This is a genomic window from Frischella perrara (genome assembly GCF_000807275.1).
GTDB lineage: Bacteria > Pseudomonadota > Gammaproteobacteria > Enterobacterales > Orbaceae > Frischella > Frischella perrara.
In genome coordinates this window covers 903,557-926,331 of sequence record NZ_CP009056.1, presented here as the reverse complement: position 1 = coordinate 926,331, position 22,775 = coordinate 903,557, and the positions used below count along the sequence as shown (strand labels likewise).

Sequence of the window (22,775 nt, the reverse complement as noted above, 5' to 3'; positions counted from 1 at the left end):
GCAACGCGATCAGCCCTAAAGCCTACCATTTCACGTATATTCTCAATACCGAAAGTTATGGTTGTCAATTAAGCACAGAAATTGTTACTCATTCTTCAAAACCAATTTCTTAATTTGCTGCTTAATTATTACTATTGATCGCTATGCTGAACTAAAAAACAACAATGAATTTGTTTATTACGTTTAAAATCAAGAGAAATAGTCTGTTCACTAATATCTTTTGCACGTAAACCTAATTCCGCAAGCCCGGTATAATCGAGTTTAAAGCCACGTTTATTATTAGAAAACATGATAATACCATTAGGACGTAATAATCGTTTAAGATATTTCATTAATTCTAAATGGTCACGCTGAACATCAAAAGTTTCACTCATTCGTTTAGAATTGGAAAATGTAGGCGGATCGATAAATATCACATCAAATTGTTCATCACATTCGCGCATATAAAATAAACAATCTGCCTGTATAAGCCGATGCTTCTTCCCAGTTAAACCATTTTGTTTAAGATTTCGATCAGCCCACTCAAGATAGGTACGCGACATATCAACTGTGGTCGTTGTTTTAGCGCCACCTAATCCCGCATAAACAGTTGCACTACCGGTATAAGCAAATAGATTTAAAAAATCTTTGCCATTTGTCATTTTACTTAGTTTATGCCGGGCTATACGATGATCTAGAAATAAACCAGTATCTAAATAGTCCGTCAAATTTACCCAGAAATGGGCATTGTATTCTCTAACTAAAAAGAAATCCTGCTTACGAGCCAAAGTTTGGTATTGTTGTTTACCTTTTTGTCGTTCACGCGTTTTTAATATTAACTGATTTGCGGTTAAACCTAACACTGACATTGTGGCATTTATTATATCAAATAAGCGTTGTTTCGCTTTGTTGCTATCAATGGTCTTTGGCGGTGCATATTCTTGTACAACAACTTTCTCTTTATAACGATCAATGGCTACATTATATTCAGGGAGATCCGCATCATATAATCGATAACATTCTACCCCTTCTTGTTTAGCCCATTTAGTCAACTTTTGTACATTTTTTCGCAAACGGTTAGCAAAATCATCTGCCGGAAGATGAGTATCTACATGATTAGAATTATCACGTTGACTAATATGATAATTTTTTTGCACACAATCCAATGGACCATTTTTTGCCTTGAACTGGCGATCCGCACGCATTTGTAAACAATCTAAAAGCTGTGGTGCAGCGCTAAAAAGAGATAAATTCCAATTACCAAAAGCCATTTTAATACGTTGACCTAGAGCAGTGTGCAGAGCAATTAATGCTGGTTCACTTTCTAATCTTTCTCCATATGGCGGATTACTGATAATTGTACCCTTTTGGTTTGGGTATGGATTAACGAGTTGTGTTACATCTTGCACTGCAAAATCAATGTAGTCACCAACGCCCGCTTTATTAGCATTTTGTTTAGCTTTTTTTATTACATCTGATTCATTATCATAACCGATAATTGGCATAGTAATTGGCTTTATTGCTTCTCTAGCCTCAAAAATAACTTCATTCCATAAAGTTGCATTAAAATCTTGCCACGCTAGAAACCCCCAATTATTACGTTTCAGACCCGGAGCAATATTCGCAGCCATCATCGCCGCTTCAATTAACAAAGTGCCAGAACCACACATTGGGTCAAGTAGTATTTGATCGGGTTGCCAACCAGACCGTATAACGATTGCCGCTGCTAAATTCTCTTTCAAAGGAGCCGCTCCCGTTTTTTCTCGATAACCTCGTTGGTGTAAACTACTCCCAGTAAGATCCAATGATAAAGTAATGCGATTTTTTATTAAAAAAGCGTGAATTCGTATATCGGGATTATCTTTGGCAACATTAGGGCGTTGTTGCATTTTTCGGCTAAAACAATCGACAATGGCATCTTTAATTTTCAAAGCGCCATATTGACTGTTACGAATAAAATCATTAGTACCGACAAAATTGACCATGAATGTTGCATCAACATTAAATATTGTCGGCCAATTGAGGTTTAGCGTACAACTGTAAAGATCGAGATCACTATAAATGTCGAATTCTGCAATGGGTAATAATATGCGCGATGCTAATCGAGACCATAATAAGCTACGGTATAGTGTTTTATCATCGGCAGTGAAACTGACTCCTCCTTGCACAATTTGGCAAGATGTCGCGCCAATATCTTGTAATTCTTTTTTAAGTAGTTCTTCAAGCCCACGTGGGCAGCTAGAAAATAATGCGTTCATTCAATATCACAATTTAATAAAATTGTCGCTAATTATATACAGATTTGTTGATTTAACCTAATGTTAAGCCTAGAAAAAAGGAAGCATCTGCTTCCTTTATAATTTATTTTAATTAAACTCACATAAAATTAGTGCTTACCTTCAATTCCCATCCAATCAGTATGGAAAACACCTTCTTTATCGGTGCGTTTGTAAGTATGGGCGCCAAAATAGTCGCGTTGCGCCTGAATTAAATTAGCGGGTAACACTGCACTACGATAACTATCATAATAAGTAATAGCTGCTGATAATGTTGGGACAGGGATACCATTTTGCACCGCTAATGACACAACATCACGTAATGATTGTTGATATGCTTCAACAGTTTGTTTGAAGTAAGGGGTTAATAACAAATTCACTACTTCATGGTTATCTGCATAAGCATCCGTGATTTTTTGTAAAAATTGTGCACGAATAATACAGCCTGCACGGAAGATTTTAGCGATCTCACCATAATTCAGATCCCAATCATATTTATCGGATGCCGCTTTTAGTTGAGCAAAGCCTTGTGCATATGAGACAATTTTCCCCATATATAATGCTTTACGAACTTTCTCAATAAGTGCCTGTTTATCAGATTGTATGACAGCTTTTGGTCCTTGCAATACTTTCGATGCAGCTACACGTTGATCTTTACAAGCCGAAATATAACGTGCAAAAACTGATTCAGTAATTAAGGTCAATGGTTCACCAAGATCTAACGCACTTTGACTTGTCCATTTACCCGTACCTTTGTTACCTGCTGCATCTAAAATTACATCAACAAGATAATTACCAGATGAATCTTTGTGTTTAAAAATATCAGCAGTAATTTCAATTAAATAACTGTTTAGTTCACCTTGATTCCATTCGGTGAAAACCTCCGCTAGTTCATCATTAGTTAAACCAACAATATGCTTTAAGAAGGCATAACTTTCAGCGATTAATTGCATGTCACCGTATTCAATACCATTATGAGCCATTTTGACATAATGACCCGCACCATTAGGACCAATATAAGCAACGCAAGGTTCTCCATTAACTTTTGCCGCTATTTTTTCTAAGATTGGTGCAACAAGTTGATACGCTTCTTTTTGTCCACCTGGCATAATTGATGGTCCTTTCAATGCACCTTCTTCACCACCCGACACACCAGTACCAATAAAATTAAATCCAGCTTCTGAAAGATCTTTATTACGTCTGATGGTATCTTCAAAATAAGCATTTCCACCATCAATAATAATATCTCCTTTATCAAGAAGGTGTGTTAGTTCATCAATTACTGCATCAGTACCTTTACCTGCTTGAACCATAATCATAATGCGACGAGGTTTTTCCAATGAATCGACGAATTCTTGTAAAGTGTAATATGGTACAAGTTTTTTATTAGGGTTTTCACTTATAACTTGTTCTGTTTTATCTCTTGAACGATTATAAATTGAAACTGAATAACCACGACTTTCAATATTTAATGCTAAATTACGACCCATTACGGCCATACCAATAACACCGATTTCTTGTTTCGACATTTTAAACCTCTTTTTGTACTATTTTTGTACTATTCGCTGTGCGCGCAATAATTCCTTGAGACATTAAACCATAAATATTAAAACTAAAAAAGCCGTCAGCATAGCGACGGCTTCAAAGATTAGTTTAAATTATCATAAAATAATAACGAATAAATAATTAACTCTTATGACCGTTTCATCATATCAAAAAAGTCTTCATTCGTTTTAGTCATTGATAATTTATCGATAAGGAACTCCATTGCATCAACTTCACCCATTGGATTAAGGATTTTACGTAAAATCCACATTTTTTGTAACTCATCTGGTGAAGTCATGAGTTCCTCTTTACGAGTACCGGAACGATTAAAGTCAATCGCTGGGAATACACGACGTTCAGCAATTTTACGCGATAAATGAAGTTCCATATTACCAGTACCTTTGAACTCTTCATAAATGACTTCATCCATTTTGGAACCAGTATCAACTAAAGCAGTAGCTATAATGGTAAGGCTACCGCCTTCTTCAACATTACGTGCTGCACCAAAGAAACGTTTTGGACGATGTAAGGCATTTGCATCAACACCACCGGTTAATACCTTACCAGAAGATGGAACTACAGTATTATAAGCTCGCGCTAAACGCGTAATAGAATCTAATAAAATAATAACGTCTTTTTTATGTTCAACGAGACGTTTAGCCCGTTCAATCACCATTTCCGCTACTTGTACGTGACGCGCTGCAGGTTCATCAAAGGTTGATGCAACCACTTCACCTTTAACCAAACGTTGCATTTCCGTTACTTCTTCAGGACGTTCATCAATTAATAAAACCATTAATTCACATTCTGGATAATTCATAGCCAAGCTTTGCGCTATGTTTTGTAATAGCATTGTTTTACCAGCTTTTGGTGGTGCAACAATTAATCCACGTTGACCTTTACCAATCGGTGCTGCTAAATCTAATACACGCGCTGTTATATCTTCAGTTGATCCATTTCCTCGTTCCATGCGTAAACGAGAGTTTGCGTGAAGTGGAGTAAGGTTTTCGAAAAGGATCTTGTTGCGGGCATCTTCTGGTTTATCGTGATTGACTTCATTGACTTTTAGGAGGGCAAAATATCGTTCACCTTCTTTCGGTGGGCGAATCTTTCCAGAAATCGTATCACCCGTTCTTAAATTGAAGCGCCGGATCTGACTTGGTGATACATAAATGTCGTCGGGACCGGCTAAATAGGAACTGTCGGCCGAACGTAAGAAACCGAAACCATCTTGTAATATTTCGATTACTCCATCACCAAAAATATCTTCACCACTTTTAGCATGCTGTTTTAAAATGGCAAAAATAATATCTTGTTTACGTAAACGGGCTAAATTTTCAAGCCCCATTGTTTTTTCACCGAGAGTAACAAGCTCGGATACAGGTTTAGTTTTTAGTTCAGTTAGATTCATAATTTATTAAGATTATTGAGGATAAATTCGATATGTCGTTTCGTTAATTATATTGTGTTTAACCAAGTCAAACAGTCAATAAGTTAATCATGTTATTTATTTCTAAAGTTTAAAGGGTTAAATTAATAAAATTAATGTGCACGTTTTATTAATCTCTTAGTAAAAATTTATTGTACACTTCCACGAAATCTAATGTCATTATTAGCCGATATAAGTGAAAGGATTGCAGACCTGTCTAGATAAAGACGGTATTAAATATATACCAAAGTACTATAAATGTCTATTATTAATCATCAATTTTCAACAAGAATCATTAAAAAATAAACATTTAATATCTATTATTATTTTTTAAAAGCATAAAAAATAATCAACCTTACAGTTAGTAAGCCTTTTTCAAGCGGATATTCATATCTAAGATAATATTAAAACTTGATACCCTTAACACGCTTAACTTAGTAAATGCAGTTTTCCTGCCTCCATTTTATACTGGTGCTTTGCATAATTTGCGACATCCAGATCATGAGTCACCATTAAAATAGCTGTGCCTTCTAGATTAATCGTAGCTAAAAGCTGCATAATTTGCTCTGCACTTTCTTGATCTAGATCATTTGTTGGTTCGTCGGCTAATAGCAGTTTGGGTGCACAGATCAATGATCTAACTATAGCAACACGACGCATTTCTCCACCAGACATTTGTTTAGGATACAATTGGCTCAAATAACTGATACCGACTTGCTGCATGAGTTGCTCTGCACGCTCCATAAGATTTTCCTTATCAGTCAAGTTTTGATTGCCTTTGTCATAAAAAATATAAGGTAAACAGATATTTTCTATCGCATTCAAACTTGTTAATAAACTATTACCTTGAGGAACATATCCAATAGTTTGATTCCGAAATTGTGATACCTGTTTATCCGCTAACACTGATATATCAGTATTATCTATTATTACTCTACCTTGAGTTGGTGTGATAATTCCGGCAATCATATTTAATAATGTTGTTTTACCACTGCCAGATCGACCCATAATACAAGCAAAGTCTTGATGTACTAAGGAAAATGAAACGTTATCAACAGCAACAAAGACTTTGTCACGTTGATACTGTTTACGAACATTCTTAACATTTAGCAACATTATTCACCCTCTCTAAATGTTTGATAACTATCTGTTCTTGTTATGGATAATATCGAGTAAACACTAGCCAGTGGAGCAATGATCAATGTAAGTAAAAATACCCATAATGCACACTCTATACCGCTACTTAGTGTTACATTTGCGCATGGTAAACCAAGTGACTGACAAATTAACATGCGAAAAGCTATGAGCAATATAGCCGATATCATAATCCCCATAATGCCACCGATAAAACTGATAATTATGGATTCAGTGAATAACATTTTCACCAGCATACGACGTGAAGCACCTAATATACGTAATATACCAACTTCACGCCTACGTTCATTAATTGTTGAAGAATATACAATAAAAATAACAGCTATAGCTAAAATCCAGAAAATAATGGCTAATCCATAAATGATGAATGAAAAAGTAGTTAACCAGTTATAGATGTTACTGATCATTCCTTTAGTTATAATAAAATCCAAATTATATTCAGTAGCATATTTTTGCATAATTTGGTTAACGATCATTTTTGGTTGATAGTTAGGATTAACTCGAATAAATAATGAGGAAACATAATCTTTAATATGATCAACATCACCACTGAGTAAATTTGCTTTTTTCATTAAATTATAAGCAGTATCCATCGACATAAATACTGAAGTATCGAATCCCATTCCAGTACTATCCATTTTCGCTGCCACACGAAATGGCTGATTATAAAATATAATTTCATCACCAATATCAGCCTGAATCTTTGAGCCTATCACTACTTCATTAGCTTGAAGAGTTTTTGTCAGGTGTTGCTGCATCCAAGGTGTAATTACAAAGTCAGTTGCTTGATCGAATCCAATTAGCTGAACTTTTGAACTACAGCATCCAGCACTTAAGGATGCAATGAACATTTGCGATGATACAGCCGTTACACCCTCAATAGTTTTGATTTTATCTGCAAGATCTGCTTTTAAATAAAAGGTACTTGGCTCACCACGCAATAAAGCAACTTCAAGCTGTTTTTCATATCCATAAGGGACAATAAGAATATCAGCCCCTAATCGACTAGCCATTCCAGAGATACCATCACTCAAGTTTTTGGTTAAAATACTACCACCAAATAATGTCGCTGAAAAAAGCAATGTTATGATAATCAAACAAACCGTTCTAAATGGTTTTTGAGTTAAGTTACGCCATGCAAGGCTATTTATCGATAGCGATTTAATTTGCTTTATTCTTTGCATAAATTCCTATCCGATTTTATCCAGTAAAGTTCATAATTTACCGTTCTTCAATAAAATCATTGCTGATTACGATAACATATTAGTTGTGACGTTTGAGATAAAAAGCATTAATACTACAAATAATTAAAAGTGTCATACTTAAAAGCAATAGCCCAGGTAAAGTACCAATATGGCATGCCATGGTCTCTCCGGGACAAACACCAATTAATACAGTAGGTATCGCTGCTACGAGTAAGGCAATAACAATTAAGGATAAGCTCATCCCTAACCGAACAAGATGGGATTTCATTAATAACATGAATATGCCTATTACTAAAATAACAGACCCAATACCGATTTCAGCTTGCGATGTCCAGTGACATTTCATAAATTTATAACTCGTATGATTATGCATATCACCATTTATCACTTCAATAGGTGAGCAAACTGGTAATAAAAAAGTTGGCACTAAAATAATTAGTAAACCAATTAAGCTTATCAGAATCGCAACTATATATTTACTCATTATAAAATTCCTTATGATTATATTCGATTATTTATAATTTTAGCGACTTTACCGTGTTCAAGAACTACTGTCGTTTCGGCATGCTTAGCAACTTCAGGGGAATGGGTAACGACTATAATTGAACTACCCTCTTCATGCAATTGATGTAATAAATCTAATACCAAAGATTCATTTGCTTCATCAAGATTTCCCGTCGGTTCATCTGCTAAAATTAATTTTGGGTAATTAATCAATGCTCGAGCTATGCACACACGTTGCTGTTCACCACCCGATAACTGATTAGGTAAATGTTTCGCCCTTGCTGCTAACCCTACACGTTCTAAAGCATTAAGAGCCTCACTTTCATCAACCATACTATGATAATACTGCGCTAACATAACATTTTCTAAAGCGGTAAGATAAGAAACTAAATGGAATTGTTGAAATATTAAACCAATTTTATCACGCCTAATAGCTGTAAGTTCGGTTAAAGATAATTTAGTGATATCTTGTCCGTCTAAAATAACTGATCCCTTCGAAGGTTTGTCCATACATCCAATGATATTCATTAAGGTACTCTTACCACTACCCGAAGGTCCCATTATTGATAACCATTTTCCTTCGCCAACTGACATATTTATATTAGAAAGGGCATATAAAGAATCATAATTTTTAGAAACATCATTTACTTCAAGGATATTCATATTGTTATACTCATATATTTATCGTTTTTTTATATTTAACGATCAAAATTAAACAGTATTCACAAAGTTCCCAATTTTCTTTCGTTTAACTTTGTGTTTTTATTCGCCACGTAATACTAATCCAGGTTCAACGTTTACTGCACGCTTAACAGGAATCAAACAAGCAACAACTGTAACAACAATAGTGATAATTATCGTAACTGGAATTAAATAATATTCACACGCAATGGATCGCCCAAATACTTCTCGACTAATGATTTGTGCAAATAACAATCCACAAACAGAACCTATTAATCCACCAATAAAACCTAAAATAACACTTTCAGCCAAAAACTCTTGCGCTATATCGCTATTTTCTGCGCCTAACGCTTTTTTTAGGCCGATCTCTTTACGCCGTTCAATAACTACTGTCATCATAGTGGTTGCAACACATATCATCGTCAAAATTAATACGACGGAAGTCACAAGAAATAGTAAAGATGCTAATTTACCTAATACTTGTGTCTCTGATTGAGTCACCCATTTAATAAGATGCGGTTCAATTAGAGGGAAATCTTGTTTGATAATTGTGATATAATTTTGCAACTCAACTTCTGGAGCACTAATACTAAGTTCTACGACTTCAACTTCATCTTGTTCTTCAAGCAATTCTTCAAGTTTAGTTAGATTAACAAAAATAAAATTATCTTCTGTTTTACCTGTTTTAACGATACCGCTGATTTTGAAATTCTGCTCAAAATGATCATTTTGTTTGGTTTTGCCTGCTATTGGCATTGTGTCACCAATAGATAAATGTGCATAATTAGCTATATCAATACCAATCATAATTTCATCGTCTTTGGACGGGAACTGCCCCTCAATTTGCCAAAAGGGACTCGTATGAGCAATTTGTTGAAAATCAGTGCCGACCAAAGTGTAGGGAACGACATTGCTGCGGATTGCTAAATACCGAAACGGTGTCACACCAATCAATTGTTCCTTTGGAATATTCTGGATTGCTAGTTTTACCTGTTCAAAATTAATCGTTGTATTGTTGCCGGCTGGAGTGAAAATAAGATTAGCACCATATGAACGAAATTCCTTTCCCATTTGACGTGGAATATCAAAACATAGCGTGATCATGCCTAAAAGTACTGTGGCACCAATTGCCGTAGCCAGCAAGGCAACTAAAATACGCGAACGCCGACGAACCAAAGAGCTGATTAATGCTTTGATTAGAAATAATTTATTCTTGTTTATCATAATTTATCGCCTTATCGACCATGTAGAACGTCAATAGGTTTTAAAAACATCATCATTTTCAACGCTGGTAAGCTACCAATTAACGTTATGAAAAGTACCATTAATCCTACTAACGGAATGATCAACATTTTTATTTCAACAGACGAACCAAATACTGTGTGACCTATAATTTGAGCAAAGCCAAGCCCCATAAAATAACCAATCACACCACCGATCAAACCAATAATTAACATTTCAATGATGATTAATAGCGCAACGGCACTATTGCTTGCGCCTAACGCTTTCAACAAGCCGATTTCTGTACTACGTTCAATTACATTTGCGGTAACTAAATTGGAAATGGCGAGTGCTGAACAAATTAAAGAAAGTACGGTCAATAAGATCATAAGTAATTGTGTTTTTTGTAAAATAGCCCCTTCAGATTCAGCTACTTGCATGATAGCTTTAACTCTAACATCAGGCATGACCTCTTCAAGTTGATAGGCGATTGAACTGATGTAAGCAGTACAATACCAAATATCCCATTCATTTCTTGATAAGCTATTAGGATCTTGCGCTGCGCGTCGTGCAAGCTCATTTTCAGGCGTGGTTAATGCACTGACTTCAACCCGTTCAACTAACCCTTTTTTATTTGCTAGTTCTTGCGCAGTGGATAATGTAACGTAAATTTCATTATCCTCAATTCCTCCGCTATGAAAAATATTATGGATAGTCAACGCCATGCTATTATGGTTTTTAGGAGAATCTATTGTAATTTTATCTCCAATCTTTAAATTCAACCGCTTAGCTAGACTTTCCCCAATCATAGCGGATTGTAAATTATCATCCGTCATTGGGTTACCTTCAATCTGCCACCACGATTTCATGGCTAACATTCCCGTATTAACTTCGTCACCCGTTGGAATTTGTAAATGTTTATCAAACCAAGTCCCCACTACTTTTACAGGATGATGATCGACTTCAGCGGCAATACTTAAATAAGGGGCAAAATCGACAATATTATAAGCCCAAAATATCATCTTAATTTTTACTAACTGATCTTCATTAATAAATTGTGAGGCTTCGTTTTGATTATCTTCATCAAGTTGATACATATCATTTATAAAAGCCGCCCCTTTAGGTACGATATTCAAATTGGCACCATAGGCTTTAAGTTCTTGATTTACTTTATCACCTACATCAAACATCACGTTAAGCATTGCTGTTGCTAATGAAACTCCTAATGCAATAGTAAGCGCAATCAACATTAATTTCTTTTTTTGACGGGTTATTACCCCAAATATCATTTTGCCAAACATAGTATCCTGACCTATTTAAACCGATTTTTTTCAGCTTCCAAATAGTTAGGTTTAATCACAATGTTGCCATCAATTACTTTAAATTTTAATGGAACTGGATTACAACCTCCCGGAAAACCTATCGTGGCAATATTCATTACCACATCACATAAACTGCAAACAACCTGATCACCGCGTTGATAATAGCCTGACGCACCACAGATATCACACGCGTCCAATCCCACACCGTAAGCGTTTTCACTTTTTTTAATAATAATAAATCGCACAATCGTCCCATCGCGGGTTTCATAACCAAACCGATGTAAATTGCCATCATTAACTTTGATTAATGGAATAACAATTAAGCCATTATTATCTAATGAGATTGGTTCAGCAGGCGATATTTCTACTCCTTTATCGTATATATAACGAAGACGTGTAATAGTATAGGCTGTAATCGCTGATGCCGCTAAAATCATACATACTCGACGACGATCTTGACGAATATTAGCTTTAATACGACGGATTTGTGCTGGATTTTGACCTACCAATGGTGTAGTTTTACCCTTTATATATAGGAAAATTGCTAAAAATAAATTTAAAACAATAAATACCCAGATAAAAAAGTTAACATGACTTAAAACAAAAATAACTAAGTCCATTAACCATGGTTGATATGAAATGAAACGTCGCACAATCATGATTTGTGCAATGGTAATAAAATTCTGGGTAGTGAAAATAGCTAAAGCAATACTAATAAAACTCATCACGAAACAATTAGATAATTGTTTGGCAATACGATATATAAATATTGTGATGAATAACATCAATAAAATAGTTAATGTAAAACTTAGCCATTTATAAAGATAATCGGAATTAAAGATAGACTCCATCCCTACCCCAAATTCAAATGGATAGAGGAAGAGGTTAGGCATTACTAACGCAATATCTATTGATAGCAATAAGATCAAACAAATATTTGCCAAACATTGCCATAGTGATTTAGCCTTTGGCTGTTTTTGTTTTAAATAAACTATCCAAATAGAAAATAAGGTTAGTATTATTATTATCATCCATGAACATAGTAGCGATAAATCGTAATACTCTCGGACAGCGATGCCTGTATTACGCTTTAAAATGGCGTAGACTAACGCAATTGAACATCCTAATAAAAAACTTAAGCAAACTTTTTTTCTTATTGGACTTCCCATTATCCGCAATGCTGATATTAAGAATGCAGCTATAACCGCTGGAATAAAAGTATTATCAGTAACTTTAATCAGATATTGCAACATACCGAAGCCTATTAGACTTAGTCATTGTCATTTTTTAAACATTTAAACGACGTTAACTTTATTGACATCATTTAGGTTAATAGTTCAATAACTATTAACCTTTTCTAATTTAGTTAGTTAATTTATAAACTATTAAAAGGAATTACCAAACACGTGGAATAAAATCAAAATCCCAAGATACTTCAATTGGTTTTTTCCAGAATCGACCATCAACACCTGTTTCCTTATCAACATGTAACAAGTAACCTTGTTTTTCTGGGTTTTCAATAATAAAGGTGATTTTGTATTTTCCTGCACCATCTAATTTCACATTATTACCATAATGAGGACCATCAGATGCATTCATCGGCATAAAATTACCTTCAATTACTTTATTGCTACCTGCTTTTTGAATTTTATATTTAACCGTTAAGTAAGGAACAAAATCACCTGCACCATATCCTAAATTATTATCTTCTGTTGCTGAAATATCAGCTTCTAAATGCATGTCTGATTTTGACGCAGGAAGACCACCCATTCCAGCAGGTTCCATATCAACTGGTTGAAAATAAACACCAGAAATATGTAGAGGTCCAACCGTTACTTCATCTCCAATTGGGAACTCTTCGAAACCAGCAACTTCATCGGGTGCTGGTGCCGCGGCATAAGCAAAAGAGGATAAAGCTAAAATTGATGATACACCCACAGCGACAGCTAACTTTTTCATTGATTTTACTCCTTTAGTAATTTAAGCAATGTCTGCTAAAAATTCATTTTTTATATATTTCGTGTTATTTAACTTTTCGACTTTTTAAATAAATAAACGAAACAACAACAACTAACAACATGAAGACTTGTGGTACTAATGTTTCAACCGTTGGATAGATTCCCAATAAATCAATCGAACGAATATAATTAACTGGTGTTACTGGAATAATATCCGCTTCCTGCAATTCTTTGATGCCACCACCGGCAAATACAACGGCAAGTAGATACATTAATATACTGGTACCAATAAAAAATGCCTTTAATGGCAACTTTAGACTACCAAAACGAATGATCATAAAGATAGCAACCAATAACAAACATCCAACACCTAAACCTAAAAATACCATGCTAATATGATCTTTAGCATCTGCAATCATTGCTTGATAAAATAAAATTGTTTCCGCACCTTCGCGAAAAACTGACAGAAAAGCTGCACCACCCAATGCAACACCACTTCCAGTGGCAACGGCCATTTTAACCTTACCCTCTACGTAGTTTTTCCAAGCTTGTGCTTCAGATTTCGATAACATCCAGTTACTAACAAAGAATAATACTATCGTTGCTAATAACATCGCGACACCTTCGATCATTTCCTGATTCGCACCACTAATGTCAAATACAACCTGAATCGCTATGGCTGCCAAAATACTGGCTATAACTGCTGCAAAGGAACTCCAATAAACAATTTTGACATATGATTTATTACCAGAACGAACTAAATATGCAGTAATTGCAGCAATGACAAGAATGGCTTCTGTTCCCTCACGTAAAATAATAATCAATGCAGCTAAGAATGTACCCCAACCACTATCTTGCTTGCCATCTAATTCATTGGCATCTTCATGGAGCATTTTGAGAATTGTATCAATTTCAGTGCGAACAACTTTATTCGGTGCATTATCAGTCATCAACCGTTTGATCTTAGCAAATTGATACTCTGTATCTGTTCCTCGTTGACCTGAAATGTAGGACATAACAGCGCGTTCAATACCATGCTTCTCATAAAAACCAAAGTAAGCTTTATTTACCAAATCTTTAGCACCTGTAACATCCTTAATAAAATAAGCATCGTAGGCTTGATTTAGGATAATATCCATTTCATCGATCAGTGCATTCCAACTTTCATATTTCGTTTTAGCAGCCTCTGCTGAGGTCTGAAAAATAAAAATACTTGATAATAGTAATACAAAAATAGTTAAAAACCGTTTCACTAACTTACCCTCTATTTACTTAATAACATCATGCCAATTGGTTTATCATCACCAAGTTTAAGTTCTTCTTCGATAATTTCGGGCTTTATAGAATGGATATAACGTACATTTAACTTTAATGCTGCAGCAGCTAAATAGATATTTTGACTCATTGCACCAACTGCAATTTGACTAAAATTATTTGCTTTTACATCATCGTTGAAATTTTTTAAGGCTTGACTATCACTTACAAAAATAAGTTGATAAGCTGCTCGTCGAGTAAAGTTTTGGAAGGCAATATCACCACGAATATCTTCATCACTTAATTGCTGTAAATAGTGTCCTTGCCATTGGTATAAATAAACACCCTTTTCACCAGCTACATAAATTTTAACATAAGGAGCTTGACCTGATGCTGTGGGGATAGTCCACCCTTTTTCTCCACGATTCAAACCACTTGCTGCCCATAAGATAGTTGAAAGTTCTTGATCTGTTATTTTCCCTATGCCAAAAGCCCCACCAGGAGTAGATGAGCGTTTTTTTAAAGCATCAAAAAGACCTATTCCATTTTCCATTTGCGCAGTGGGTAGTTGAATATCAGCATGAGCTGCATTAATAAAGGTCAAAAAAACGATAAGAATTACGGACAGCCTTTGGGAAAACCTAAGCATGGGTTACCTGATATATACTTTAATTATTTGTCGCTTATATTATGGCGATTAGACGTAATTATCAATACTAAATAAAAATTATTATCATTTAATTAATAATAAAATATTATGGAAAATAAAATAATTAGATACCCAATTACTAATAGATTGTAAGAACGACAATCTATCTAAAATAGAATTGCCGTTTTATTTTTTCATAATAAATTATAAATAATCTCAATAAGATTATTATGATAAATTTAATTTTTTTGAGAGATAACGTGCTAGTATCGGACCAAAAACTAACACACTAAAAAAACGTAGAATTTGTAAAGGTAAAATCAGTTCTAAATTTGAATGGGTATCTAAAGCAATAATAACTGAGGTATCTAACCCCCCTGGACTAGTAGCTAAAAAACAAGTTAAATAATCTACTCCTAAATAAAAATGCATTACGATGGCTTGAACTAAACAAAAAACTAACATTAATAATATCGTCATCAATATTATAGGCAACGTTTTAATAGCTAATTTAATTAATACCACATTAAATCGTAGTCCAACAGATAAACCAATTGAACCAGAACATATCATTAATAACCATTGAGGTGTTTCTAATGTTAAAACACCATTAATTTGTAAAATTGCACCTATTGCCATTGGCAATAATATACGACCTGAAGGGAATTTAATCAGTTTGGTGATATAAACCCCAATAATGGCCACAAGTATGGTATAAATCAGATTTAAACTTGGTTTAGGAAATATTTCCAATGACTGTGTGGAAGATTGTATGCCGTGGTGTTCACTAAAAAAATGTGCAAATGAGGCTAGCATAAAGACGACAAAAATGACTCGTAAATACTGAATCAATGCGACTAAACGTGGATCAGCACCATAGTCTCCACTAATGCCTACCATAGCGGATGCCCCACCAGGCATAACTCCCCAAATTGCAGTGGAACCTGGTAAAGATGAAAACCGATAGAGAATACTTCCTAATAACGCACTAATAATGATAGTCGAACCGGTAATAATAAAAGCTAATTGCCAATATGACATAAGACTATAAATAACATTGGCTGTAATCGCCTCGGCAGTTAAACATCCTAAGATGCCTTGAGATAGATTAAAGAGTGGTTTTGCAACCGAAAGATTAGTATTATTGAGTCCGAAAATAATACCAGCTAACATGGGGCCTAATAAGAAAGCGCCGGGTATTTGCTTATAATATAATACCGATATAAATAAAGCACTAAGGACTAATACCCCAATCCAGTATAATAAAGTTCGAAAATTTTGATTCATTGCAGTTGTCTAAACCATTCAATTTAATATTATAATTATCTGTTTAAACCAGATAATTTTGATATCAAATATCATGCTAACATAATATATGCGCTATATCATGACTAAATGGTGACAAATGAATAATTTAAAATAAACTGAAAAAATAAATTATTACCTATTGAAAAAATAACAAAAATTTATCTTAATTTGTTTGTTCTTAAATAGCTTTAAAAAAAACAAATAATTTCAATTCATTAGTTATAAGTGTTAATTGTAATTAATAGAAAAATTGTAATATTTTATAAAACCATTACATTAAACTTACATACAAAGAGATAAAAATAATGCATAATAGCGCCTCAATGAAAATTTCATTGTTTTCCTATTCCTTATGTTAGCCCAATTTCATTATTGGGCATTTTTTTGTTCTTGAATCCATATCTTACTTGACATCCACACAAACAATATTAAAGCTACTAAAATAAATCCCGCACCAAAATAACCTATTTTTTGCATGTTAAGATGCTGAATAACCTGCCCACCAACTAAAGCGCCACCACCAATACCAATATTATAAATACCCGAATATATTGCCGTCGCGATATCGGTAGCATCGGGAGCAACCTCAATAACTTTACTCTGCATCAGCATTCCAAATATAGTTATAGCAATTCCCCATATCAAACAAACGATAATAGCAGTTTGACTGTGTAATGACGCTATGTAAAAAAAACCTAAGCATAAAATCATTAATAGTAAAGTATAAACAAAAATAGCCACTGGGTATTTTTCTGAAAATTTAGCAAAAATAATACTTCCAATAATGCCGCAAAAACCAATACATAGAAGAAGAAACACTACAAATGATTCACTAAAACCACCTATTTTGTGCATGAAAGGCGTTATATAGGTATAAACAGTGAAATGCCCGGTTATAACAATAGCAGTGAGAATATAAACATGAATTAATGCTGGTCTTCTCAATAAAGAAGGTAAAGAGCGCAATGATTTTGAATTAGTACTTGGCAGTGTAGGAAGTAGATACATCAAGCCAAACATTACGAAAAATGCTATAGCAGCAATACATAAAAAAGTTAACCGCCACCCAAGAACTTGTCCTATCATTGTCCCTAGCGGTACCCCTAATACCGTTGCCATGGAAGTGCCGGCAACAATAAATCCCATAGCTTGTGCTTTTTTACCATTCGGAGCAAGTCGAACCGCTAATGGTGTCGTAATTGCCCAAAAAACGGCATGCGCACAAGCAATACCAATACGTCCAGCTAGCAAACTATAAAAATCCCAAGCCATACCTGCTAAAATATGGCTAGCTATAAATAAAATAAATAAAAAGATTAGTAATTTTCGCCGTTCAAATTTTGCGGTTAGAACAGCTAATGGCAAAGATAATAATGAAACCGCCCATGCATATATTGTAATTAACAGTCCTGTATTGGCATCAGACATTTTAAAACTATCAGCAATATTTGACAGTAAGCCAACAGGAACGAATTCAGTCGTATTAAAAATAAATGCAGCTAATGCCAAACAGAATATAGCTGACCACGCTTTAGATCGATGAATGATTGGGTATAAATGCATGATAGGACTTACAAAATATCAGATTGGTGTCGCAATTATAATCAAAATGAATTTAAAAACCAATAGTTCATTTAATGAGTAAAATCAAGATGCTTATCTTAATAATTTGAGCTACGGTTTTAATTTACTCTTTTTTAAATACCATGCGATAAATTTTTATTTGTACATTAACATGCTAAACTAAAGTGTTTTGTTTCATCTAGTTTGAATCAATCATGTTATATTAATACTTGAGGTTATAATGAATACAGATTCTGATATCTACTCATCATCAGGTAGCCAAAAACATCGTGCTACTCCTTATCAAAAGAAAACTCTTTTTGCTTCAACAGTTGGATACGCGCTAGATGGCATGGATATTATGTTATTGGGCTTTTGTCTACCAATGATAATGACGTTCTTTCATTTAGACAATACCCAAGCTGCGACCTTAAATACAATTACATTATTAGGGGCAGTAATCGGTGGGATTATATTTGGGATCATGGCGGATAAATATGGTCGAGTTAAAGTTTTTTCTTGGACTATTTTAATCTTCTCCGTTTTCACTGGATTGTGTGCTATTTCACCTAATTATGAAACCTTTGCTATATTCCGTTTTTTAAGTGGATTGGGTCTAGGTGGTGAATTTGGCATCGGTATGACGCTTGTTTCAGAAAGCTGGCCTAAGCATAAACGTTCTCGAGCAACATCAATTGTCGCTTTAGGTTTTCAGATAGGTATAATTTTAGCAACCTTAACTGTAACTTACATTGGAGCAAATTTTGGTTGGCGTTGGGCATTTGCCATGGGGGTATTACCTGCTTTATTTGTTGCTTGGACACGTAAGGGCTTAAAAGAACCAGAAATTTGGCAGAATCTGAAAGATAATAATGATAATCAAATAGCCGTTCATAAATTATTTCGTAATTCTAGCACTACACTTACTACTATCGGATTAACGATTGCCTGTGCAGTACAAAATTTTGGCTTTTACGGTTTAATGGTATGGATGCCAACAATGATTGCCAATGAATTACACCTTCCTTTTTCGAAAACGACTTTTTGGACTATTTCGACTACTATCGGTATGGTACTTGGAATTATTGTTTTCGGTTGGCTATGTGATAAATTAGGTCGCCGTCCTTCGTATATTATTTTTTTATTAGTTTCTGCTATTTCTATTTGGTTTTATTTTCATCAAACTGATATGACTATTCTTATCATATTTGGTTCTGCCATCGGTTTTTTTGTTAATGGCATGATGGGTGGGTACGGTGCATTATTAGCTGAACATTATCCAACCGATGCTCGATCCAGTGCAGAAAATATTATTTTTAATGTTGGCCGTGGTATTGCAGGCGTTGCACAAATTCTCATTGGTTTCTTAGCTACACAATATTCGATAAGTTATGCGCTAGCTTTATTATCTGTCGCTTATTTATTGTCAGCATTTGCATTTTGCTTCCTTATTCCAGAATCCAAAGGTAAGACTTTAGAATAACCAGTAATCTGTTAAACAATTAGGTAACTATCTGATAAGAAATAATAGTTACCTAACTAATATGAATTTGAATGAGTTACCCGCCTAATAAGTATGCTTTTAAAAACGAAATGATTTTTAAACGTTCCTATTACATCTTTATCAGATTATTAAACCTGATAAATCATCGAGTTAATTTAAAATCTATTATTTAAATTATTTTAATAAAGTCTAAAAATGCTTTTATAACCAACTTGAGTTTTATTTTTTATAATTTTTCGAGTATTTTATTGCCATTTCTTTTGCAAGAAGCACTTTTTTAACGGTTAAGGATTATTAGATGAAAAAAAAATATCTATTAGTATTTGTAGGTTTAATAATAGCAAGTTGTACTTCTAAAGAATATCAACAAATCATAACAGCTGTTAATTCAGATAATCCAAAAGCTGTACTACGCAACATAGCCAAACAAAAAGGCCAACAGTATGCAGAAAATCCCAATTTACTCGTCAACGATATAAAGCGGATCGAAAATATAACTAAGGCCTTTGCTGATTTGAGAGAATCAGTTATAAGAAAATGGGGTGAAAGGGATGCTAAAGAACCCAGTGCAAAAGAATATGTAAAATATACGAATAACTATCAAAGTCGCGCCATTATAGATTATGAAAAAGGTCTAATTAACATTGGCACAATTGATTCAAGAAATATAAATAAAAGCTTGAAAGAAGCGATCGTAATGACCTTGTTAATGCCAAATGATCCAAGCAGTGCCGATCTTTTTAATACTAATAGTATTAAGCTTGGAGGCGAACCTTATTTATATGGCGAAGTTGTTGATAATGAAGGTCAGCCTATTCGTTGGGAATGGCGAGCAAATAAATTTGCCGACTATTTGTTGCAAAATTCGGTTAAAACTTACCAATTAGCTAATAACAAAGTTGCTTATTATGTACAGATCCCATTAATTAAGCATCATGAAGATGTTCGAGCTCATAAATATCAAGCATTAGTAACAAAATATGCTAAACAGTACCAAATTGATGCCAAACTTATCTATGCCATTATTAAAACTGAAAGTGATTTTAACCAATATGCCGTGAGTAGAAGTGGTGCTATAGGTTTAATGCAAATTATGCCAAATACAGCGGGGACAGATGCTTATGCTGCAATTTATAATAAAAAAGGCAAACCGAGTCGTGAATATCTATTTGATCCGGCTAATAATATTCAGATGGGTACAGTTTATATAGATATCCTTAAAAACCGTTATTTAAAAGCTATTACGAATCAAATGAGCAAAGAGTATTGTGTCATTAGCGCCTACAATGGTGGTGCTGGTACGGTATTATCCACATTCCATACAGATCGCAATAAAGCAATGAGCATAATTAATACTAGGACTTCGAGTGAAATCTACCATACCTTGACCACTCAAGTCAGTTCGAAAGAAACGCGGAATTATCTTAAGAAAGTGACAAATAATAAGAAATTATTTTAACTCCATGTAAATTACTTATTGATTGATTTTTAGTACTAAATAAAATCATGGAGATTAAGTTTACTCAACTTATAGTTGAAAAGTATATAAAATTCTTAATAGATTTTATTCTATTATAAAATAGATTTATCATCGGTTATTTTTAAAGTATACTTAACTAAAATCTTAAATAAATCAAATACTTTGCTGTTTTTTTGGTGAAGTTAAGGAGAAACCATGGTTTTAAAAAAAAGTGTAACATTACCGGATGGCACTAGAATACCTGCTTTAGGTCAAGGCACGTGGGTTATGGGTGAAGACTCAACCTTACAACAACAGGAAATCACTGCACTAAAACTTGGTATTGAACATGGTCTTACTCTAATTGATACTGCTGAAATGTATGGTAATGGTGGAGCTGAAATTGTCGTTGGTAAAGCTATTAAAGGAATTCGCGATAAGGTTTTTATCGTCAGTAAAGTCCTCCCAATTAATGCTTCATTCCAAAAAACAATATTAGCCTGTAATCATAGTTTAAAGCGTTTACAAATTGATTGCCTTGATATGTATTTGTTGCATTGGCGCGGTGTTGTGCCATTAACTGAAACGTTTGATGCAATGCAGACTCTAGTTGAACAAGGCAAAATTAAACGTTGGGGCGTGAGTAATTTTGATATCAAGGATTTAAATGAAGTAGAATCTTATGTTGATCATCATCAAATCATGACCAATCAAATTTTATACAACCTAAGTAGACGAGGTATTGAATTTGATTTATTACCTTGGTGTCGTCAAAAAGGATTGCCTTGCATGGCTTATTCACCGATTGAACGCGGTAGCATTCTTTCTCACCAATCATTAATTGATATAGCACATAAGCATAATGCTACACCGGCACAAATTGCTTTAGCATGGGTACTTAGAACTGATGATATTATCGCAATACCTAAAGCATCATCTAGTGAACATGTAATTGATAATATAAAATCTTTAGATATAAAATTAACAAGTGAAGATTTAGCACTATTAGATAAATCATTTCCAGAACCTAAGCATAAGATCCCTTTAGAAATGCATTAGCAATCTATTTCGTTATGATTTTAAATCGACAAATAGATATTATTTAAGCACTTTAAATAATATCTATTTGGACAGCAATGAATGATCAATTTTAATAGACACTCCTAGACTACCGCGTTAGTATTAACTAAAATGAAATCCACTTTGAAATAACAAATTTCTATGGACAATATTCTAAATTATTATTGTCCTTGTTAATAAAAAGAAGGGAATTACTAGAATGAAAAAAGTTATCCTAATTATCAGTTTTGCTTTTTTATTAGTTGCTTGTTCTTCGCAAAAGCCCACCGACCCTAATTGGCGCCCAGACTTAACTACTGCGAATTTCGGTAAATATCCGACCAACTATCCGGCAATTATTAAAAAATGGGGAGAGAAAAACTTTGATAATCACAATATGATCAGTTATTTATCAATGAGTAATCCTCGTGAGGAATATCTTGTTATAAATCCTGACGACAAAGATGTTATCTATGGTTATTCGGTTTGCGCTATTATTGGTGGCATAAAAAATGAAAGTTATTATAAACCATTTAAAAAATATTGGTTCTTTATTCGTGACGGTAAAATTATAGAGCAACGCGATCTTGATGCAGGATATAACACTGTAATTTATCGCGATCATAAAATAAATTGTGATGACAAATATTAAGTAGTTGTATTAATAAAGTGTTCCCTCTATTTTGAACTAATAAATAGATTTT

At 34.0% G+C, this 22,775-nt stretch carries 19 protein-coding genes; 4 read left to right on the top strand and 15 right to left on the bottom strand.

Annotation, left to right across the window (positions count from 1 at the left end; genetic code table 11):
• Positions 1-131: 131 nt before the first annotated feature.
• The 15 genes from rlmKL to FPB0191_RS04020 all read right to left on the bottom strand — a co-directional run bounded on the left by rlmKL (position 132) and on the right by FPB0191_RS04020 (position 18,049).
• A complete protein-coding gene (rlmKL, locus tag FPB0191_RS04090; protein WP_039104247.1) occupies positions 132-2,237 on the bottom strand; it encodes a bifunctional 23S rRNA (guanine(2069)-N(7))-methyltransferase RlmK/23S rRNA (guanine(2445)-N(2))-methyltransferase RlmL in 2,106 nt (701 codons plus the stop codon).
• A gap of 128 nt (positions 2,238-2,365) precedes the next feature.
• On the bottom strand, positions 2,366-3,784 hold the full coding sequence (gene gndA, locus FPB0191_RS04085) for an NADP-dependent phosphogluconate dehydrogenase (protein WP_039104245.1): 1,419 nt from the start codon (positions 3,782-3,784) through the stop codon (positions 2,366-2,368).
• Positions 3,785-3,948: 164 nt separating this feature from the next.
• Complete coding sequence (gene rho / locus FPB0191_RS04080) at positions 3,949-5,211, bottom strand: transcription termination factor Rho (protein WP_039104242.1); 1,263 nt, start codon at positions 5,209-5,211, stop codon at positions 3,949-3,951.
• Between the two features lie 447 nt (positions 5,212-5,658).
• Entirely contained in the window at positions 5,659-6,345 is a 687-nt protein-coding gene (locus FPB0191_RS04075) for an ABC transporter ATP-binding protein (RefSeq protein WP_039104240.1), read from the bottom strand.
• Positions 6,345-7,568, bottom strand: a complete 1,224-nt coding sequence (locus tag FPB0191_RS04070) for an ABC transporter permease (RefSeq protein ID WP_039104238.1) — start codon at positions 7,566-7,568, stop codon at positions 6,345-6,347. The genes FPB0191_RS04075 and FPB0191_RS04070 overlap by 1 nt, the downstream gene beginning before the upstream one ends.
• A gap of 79 nt (positions 7,569-7,647) precedes the next feature.
• Positions 7,648-8,073: a DUF4418 family protein gene (locus FPB0191_RS04065; protein ID WP_052236749.1), complete on the bottom strand. Its 426-nt coding sequence runs from the start codon at positions 8,071-8,073 to the stop codon at positions 7,648-7,650.
• A gap of 17 nt (positions 8,074-8,090) precedes the next feature.
• Positions 8,091-8,756 carry an ABC transporter ATP-binding protein gene (locus FPB0191_RS04060; protein ID WP_039104237.1) on the bottom strand — a complete coding sequence of 222 codons (666 nt, stop codon included), beginning with the start codon at positions 8,754-8,756 and terminating at the stop codon, positions 8,091-8,093.
• A 99-nt stretch (positions 8,757-8,855) separates the two neighbouring features.
• A complete protein-coding gene (locus tag FPB0191_RS04055; protein ID WP_039104235.1) occupies positions 8,856-9,998 on the bottom strand; it encodes an ABC transporter permease in 1,143 nt (380 codons plus the stop codon).
• An 11-nt stretch (positions 9,999-10,009) separates the two neighbouring features.
• On the bottom strand, positions 10,010-11,296 hold the full coding sequence (locus FPB0191_RS04050) for an ABC transporter permease (protein ID WP_039104234.1): 1,287 nt from the start codon (positions 11,294-11,296) through the stop codon (positions 10,010-10,012).
• Between the two features lie 11 nt (positions 11,297-11,307).
• Complete coding sequence (locus FPB0191_RS04045; protein WP_052236748.1) at positions 11,308-12,570, bottom strand: DUF2318 domain-containing protein; 1,263 nt, start codon at positions 12,568-12,570, stop codon at positions 11,308-11,310.
• 142 nt (positions 12,571-12,712) lie between these two features.
• On the bottom strand, positions 12,713-13,276 hold the full coding sequence (locus FPB0191_RS04040) for an iron transporter (RefSeq protein ID WP_039104232.1): 564 nt from the start codon (positions 13,274-13,276) through the stop codon (positions 12,713-12,715).
• 64 nt (positions 13,277-13,340) lie between these two features.
• On the bottom strand, positions 13,341-14,528 hold the full coding sequence (locus FPB0191_RS04035; protein WP_039104230.1) for an FTR1 family iron permease: 1,188 nt from the start codon (positions 14,526-14,528) through the stop codon (positions 13,341-13,343).
• Between the two features lie 11 nt (positions 14,529-14,539).
• Positions 14,540-15,178 (bottom strand): nitroreductase family protein, encoded by a 639-nt coding sequence (locus FPB0191_RS04030; RefSeq protein ID WP_039104228.1) that lies wholly within the window; start codon positions 15,176-15,178, stop codon positions 14,540-14,542.
• A gap of 228 nt (positions 15,179-15,406) precedes the next feature.
• Positions 15,407-16,465, bottom strand: coding sequence for an AbrB family transcriptional regulator (locus FPB0191_RS04025; RefSeq protein ID WP_039104227.1), 1,059 nt, complete (start codon positions 16,463-16,465; stop codon positions 15,407-15,409).
• A gap of 390 nt (positions 16,466-16,855) precedes the next feature.
• Positions 16,856-18,049, bottom strand: a complete 1,194-nt coding sequence (locus FPB0191_RS04020; protein ID WP_039104225.1) for a sugar transporter — start codon at positions 18,047-18,049, stop codon at positions 16,856-16,858.
• A gap of 241 nt (positions 18,050-18,290) precedes the next feature.
• Here FPB0191_RS04020 and FPB0191_RS04015 point away from each other — a divergent pair, with 241 nt between their 5' ends.
• From FPB0191_RS04015 to FPB0191_RS04000, 4 genes are all read left to right on the top strand, one after another.
• Complete coding sequence (locus FPB0191_RS04015; RefSeq protein ID WP_039104223.1) at positions 18,291-19,532, top strand: MFS transporter; 1,242 nt, start codon at positions 18,291-18,293, stop codon at positions 19,530-19,532.
• A 319-nt stretch (positions 19,533-19,851) separates the two neighbouring features.
• Complete coding sequence (locus FPB0191_RS04010) at positions 19,852-21,012, top strand: murein transglycosylase domain-containing protein (RefSeq protein ID WP_039104221.1); 1,161 nt, start codon at positions 19,852-19,854, stop codon at positions 21,010-21,012.
• A 216-nt stretch (positions 21,013-21,228) separates the two neighbouring features.
• Positions 21,229-22,071 carry an aldo/keto reductase gene (locus FPB0191_RS04005; RefSeq protein ID WP_039104219.1) on the top strand — a complete coding sequence of 281 codons (843 nt, stop codon included), beginning with the start codon at positions 21,229-21,231 and terminating at the stop codon, positions 22,069-22,071.
• 220 nt (positions 22,072-22,291) lie between these two features.
• Positions 22,292-22,723, top strand: a complete 432-nt coding sequence (locus FPB0191_RS04000; protein WP_039104217.1) for a hypothetical protein — start codon at positions 22,292-22,294, stop codon at positions 22,721-22,723.
• Positions 22,724-22,775 lie beyond the last annotated feature (52 nt).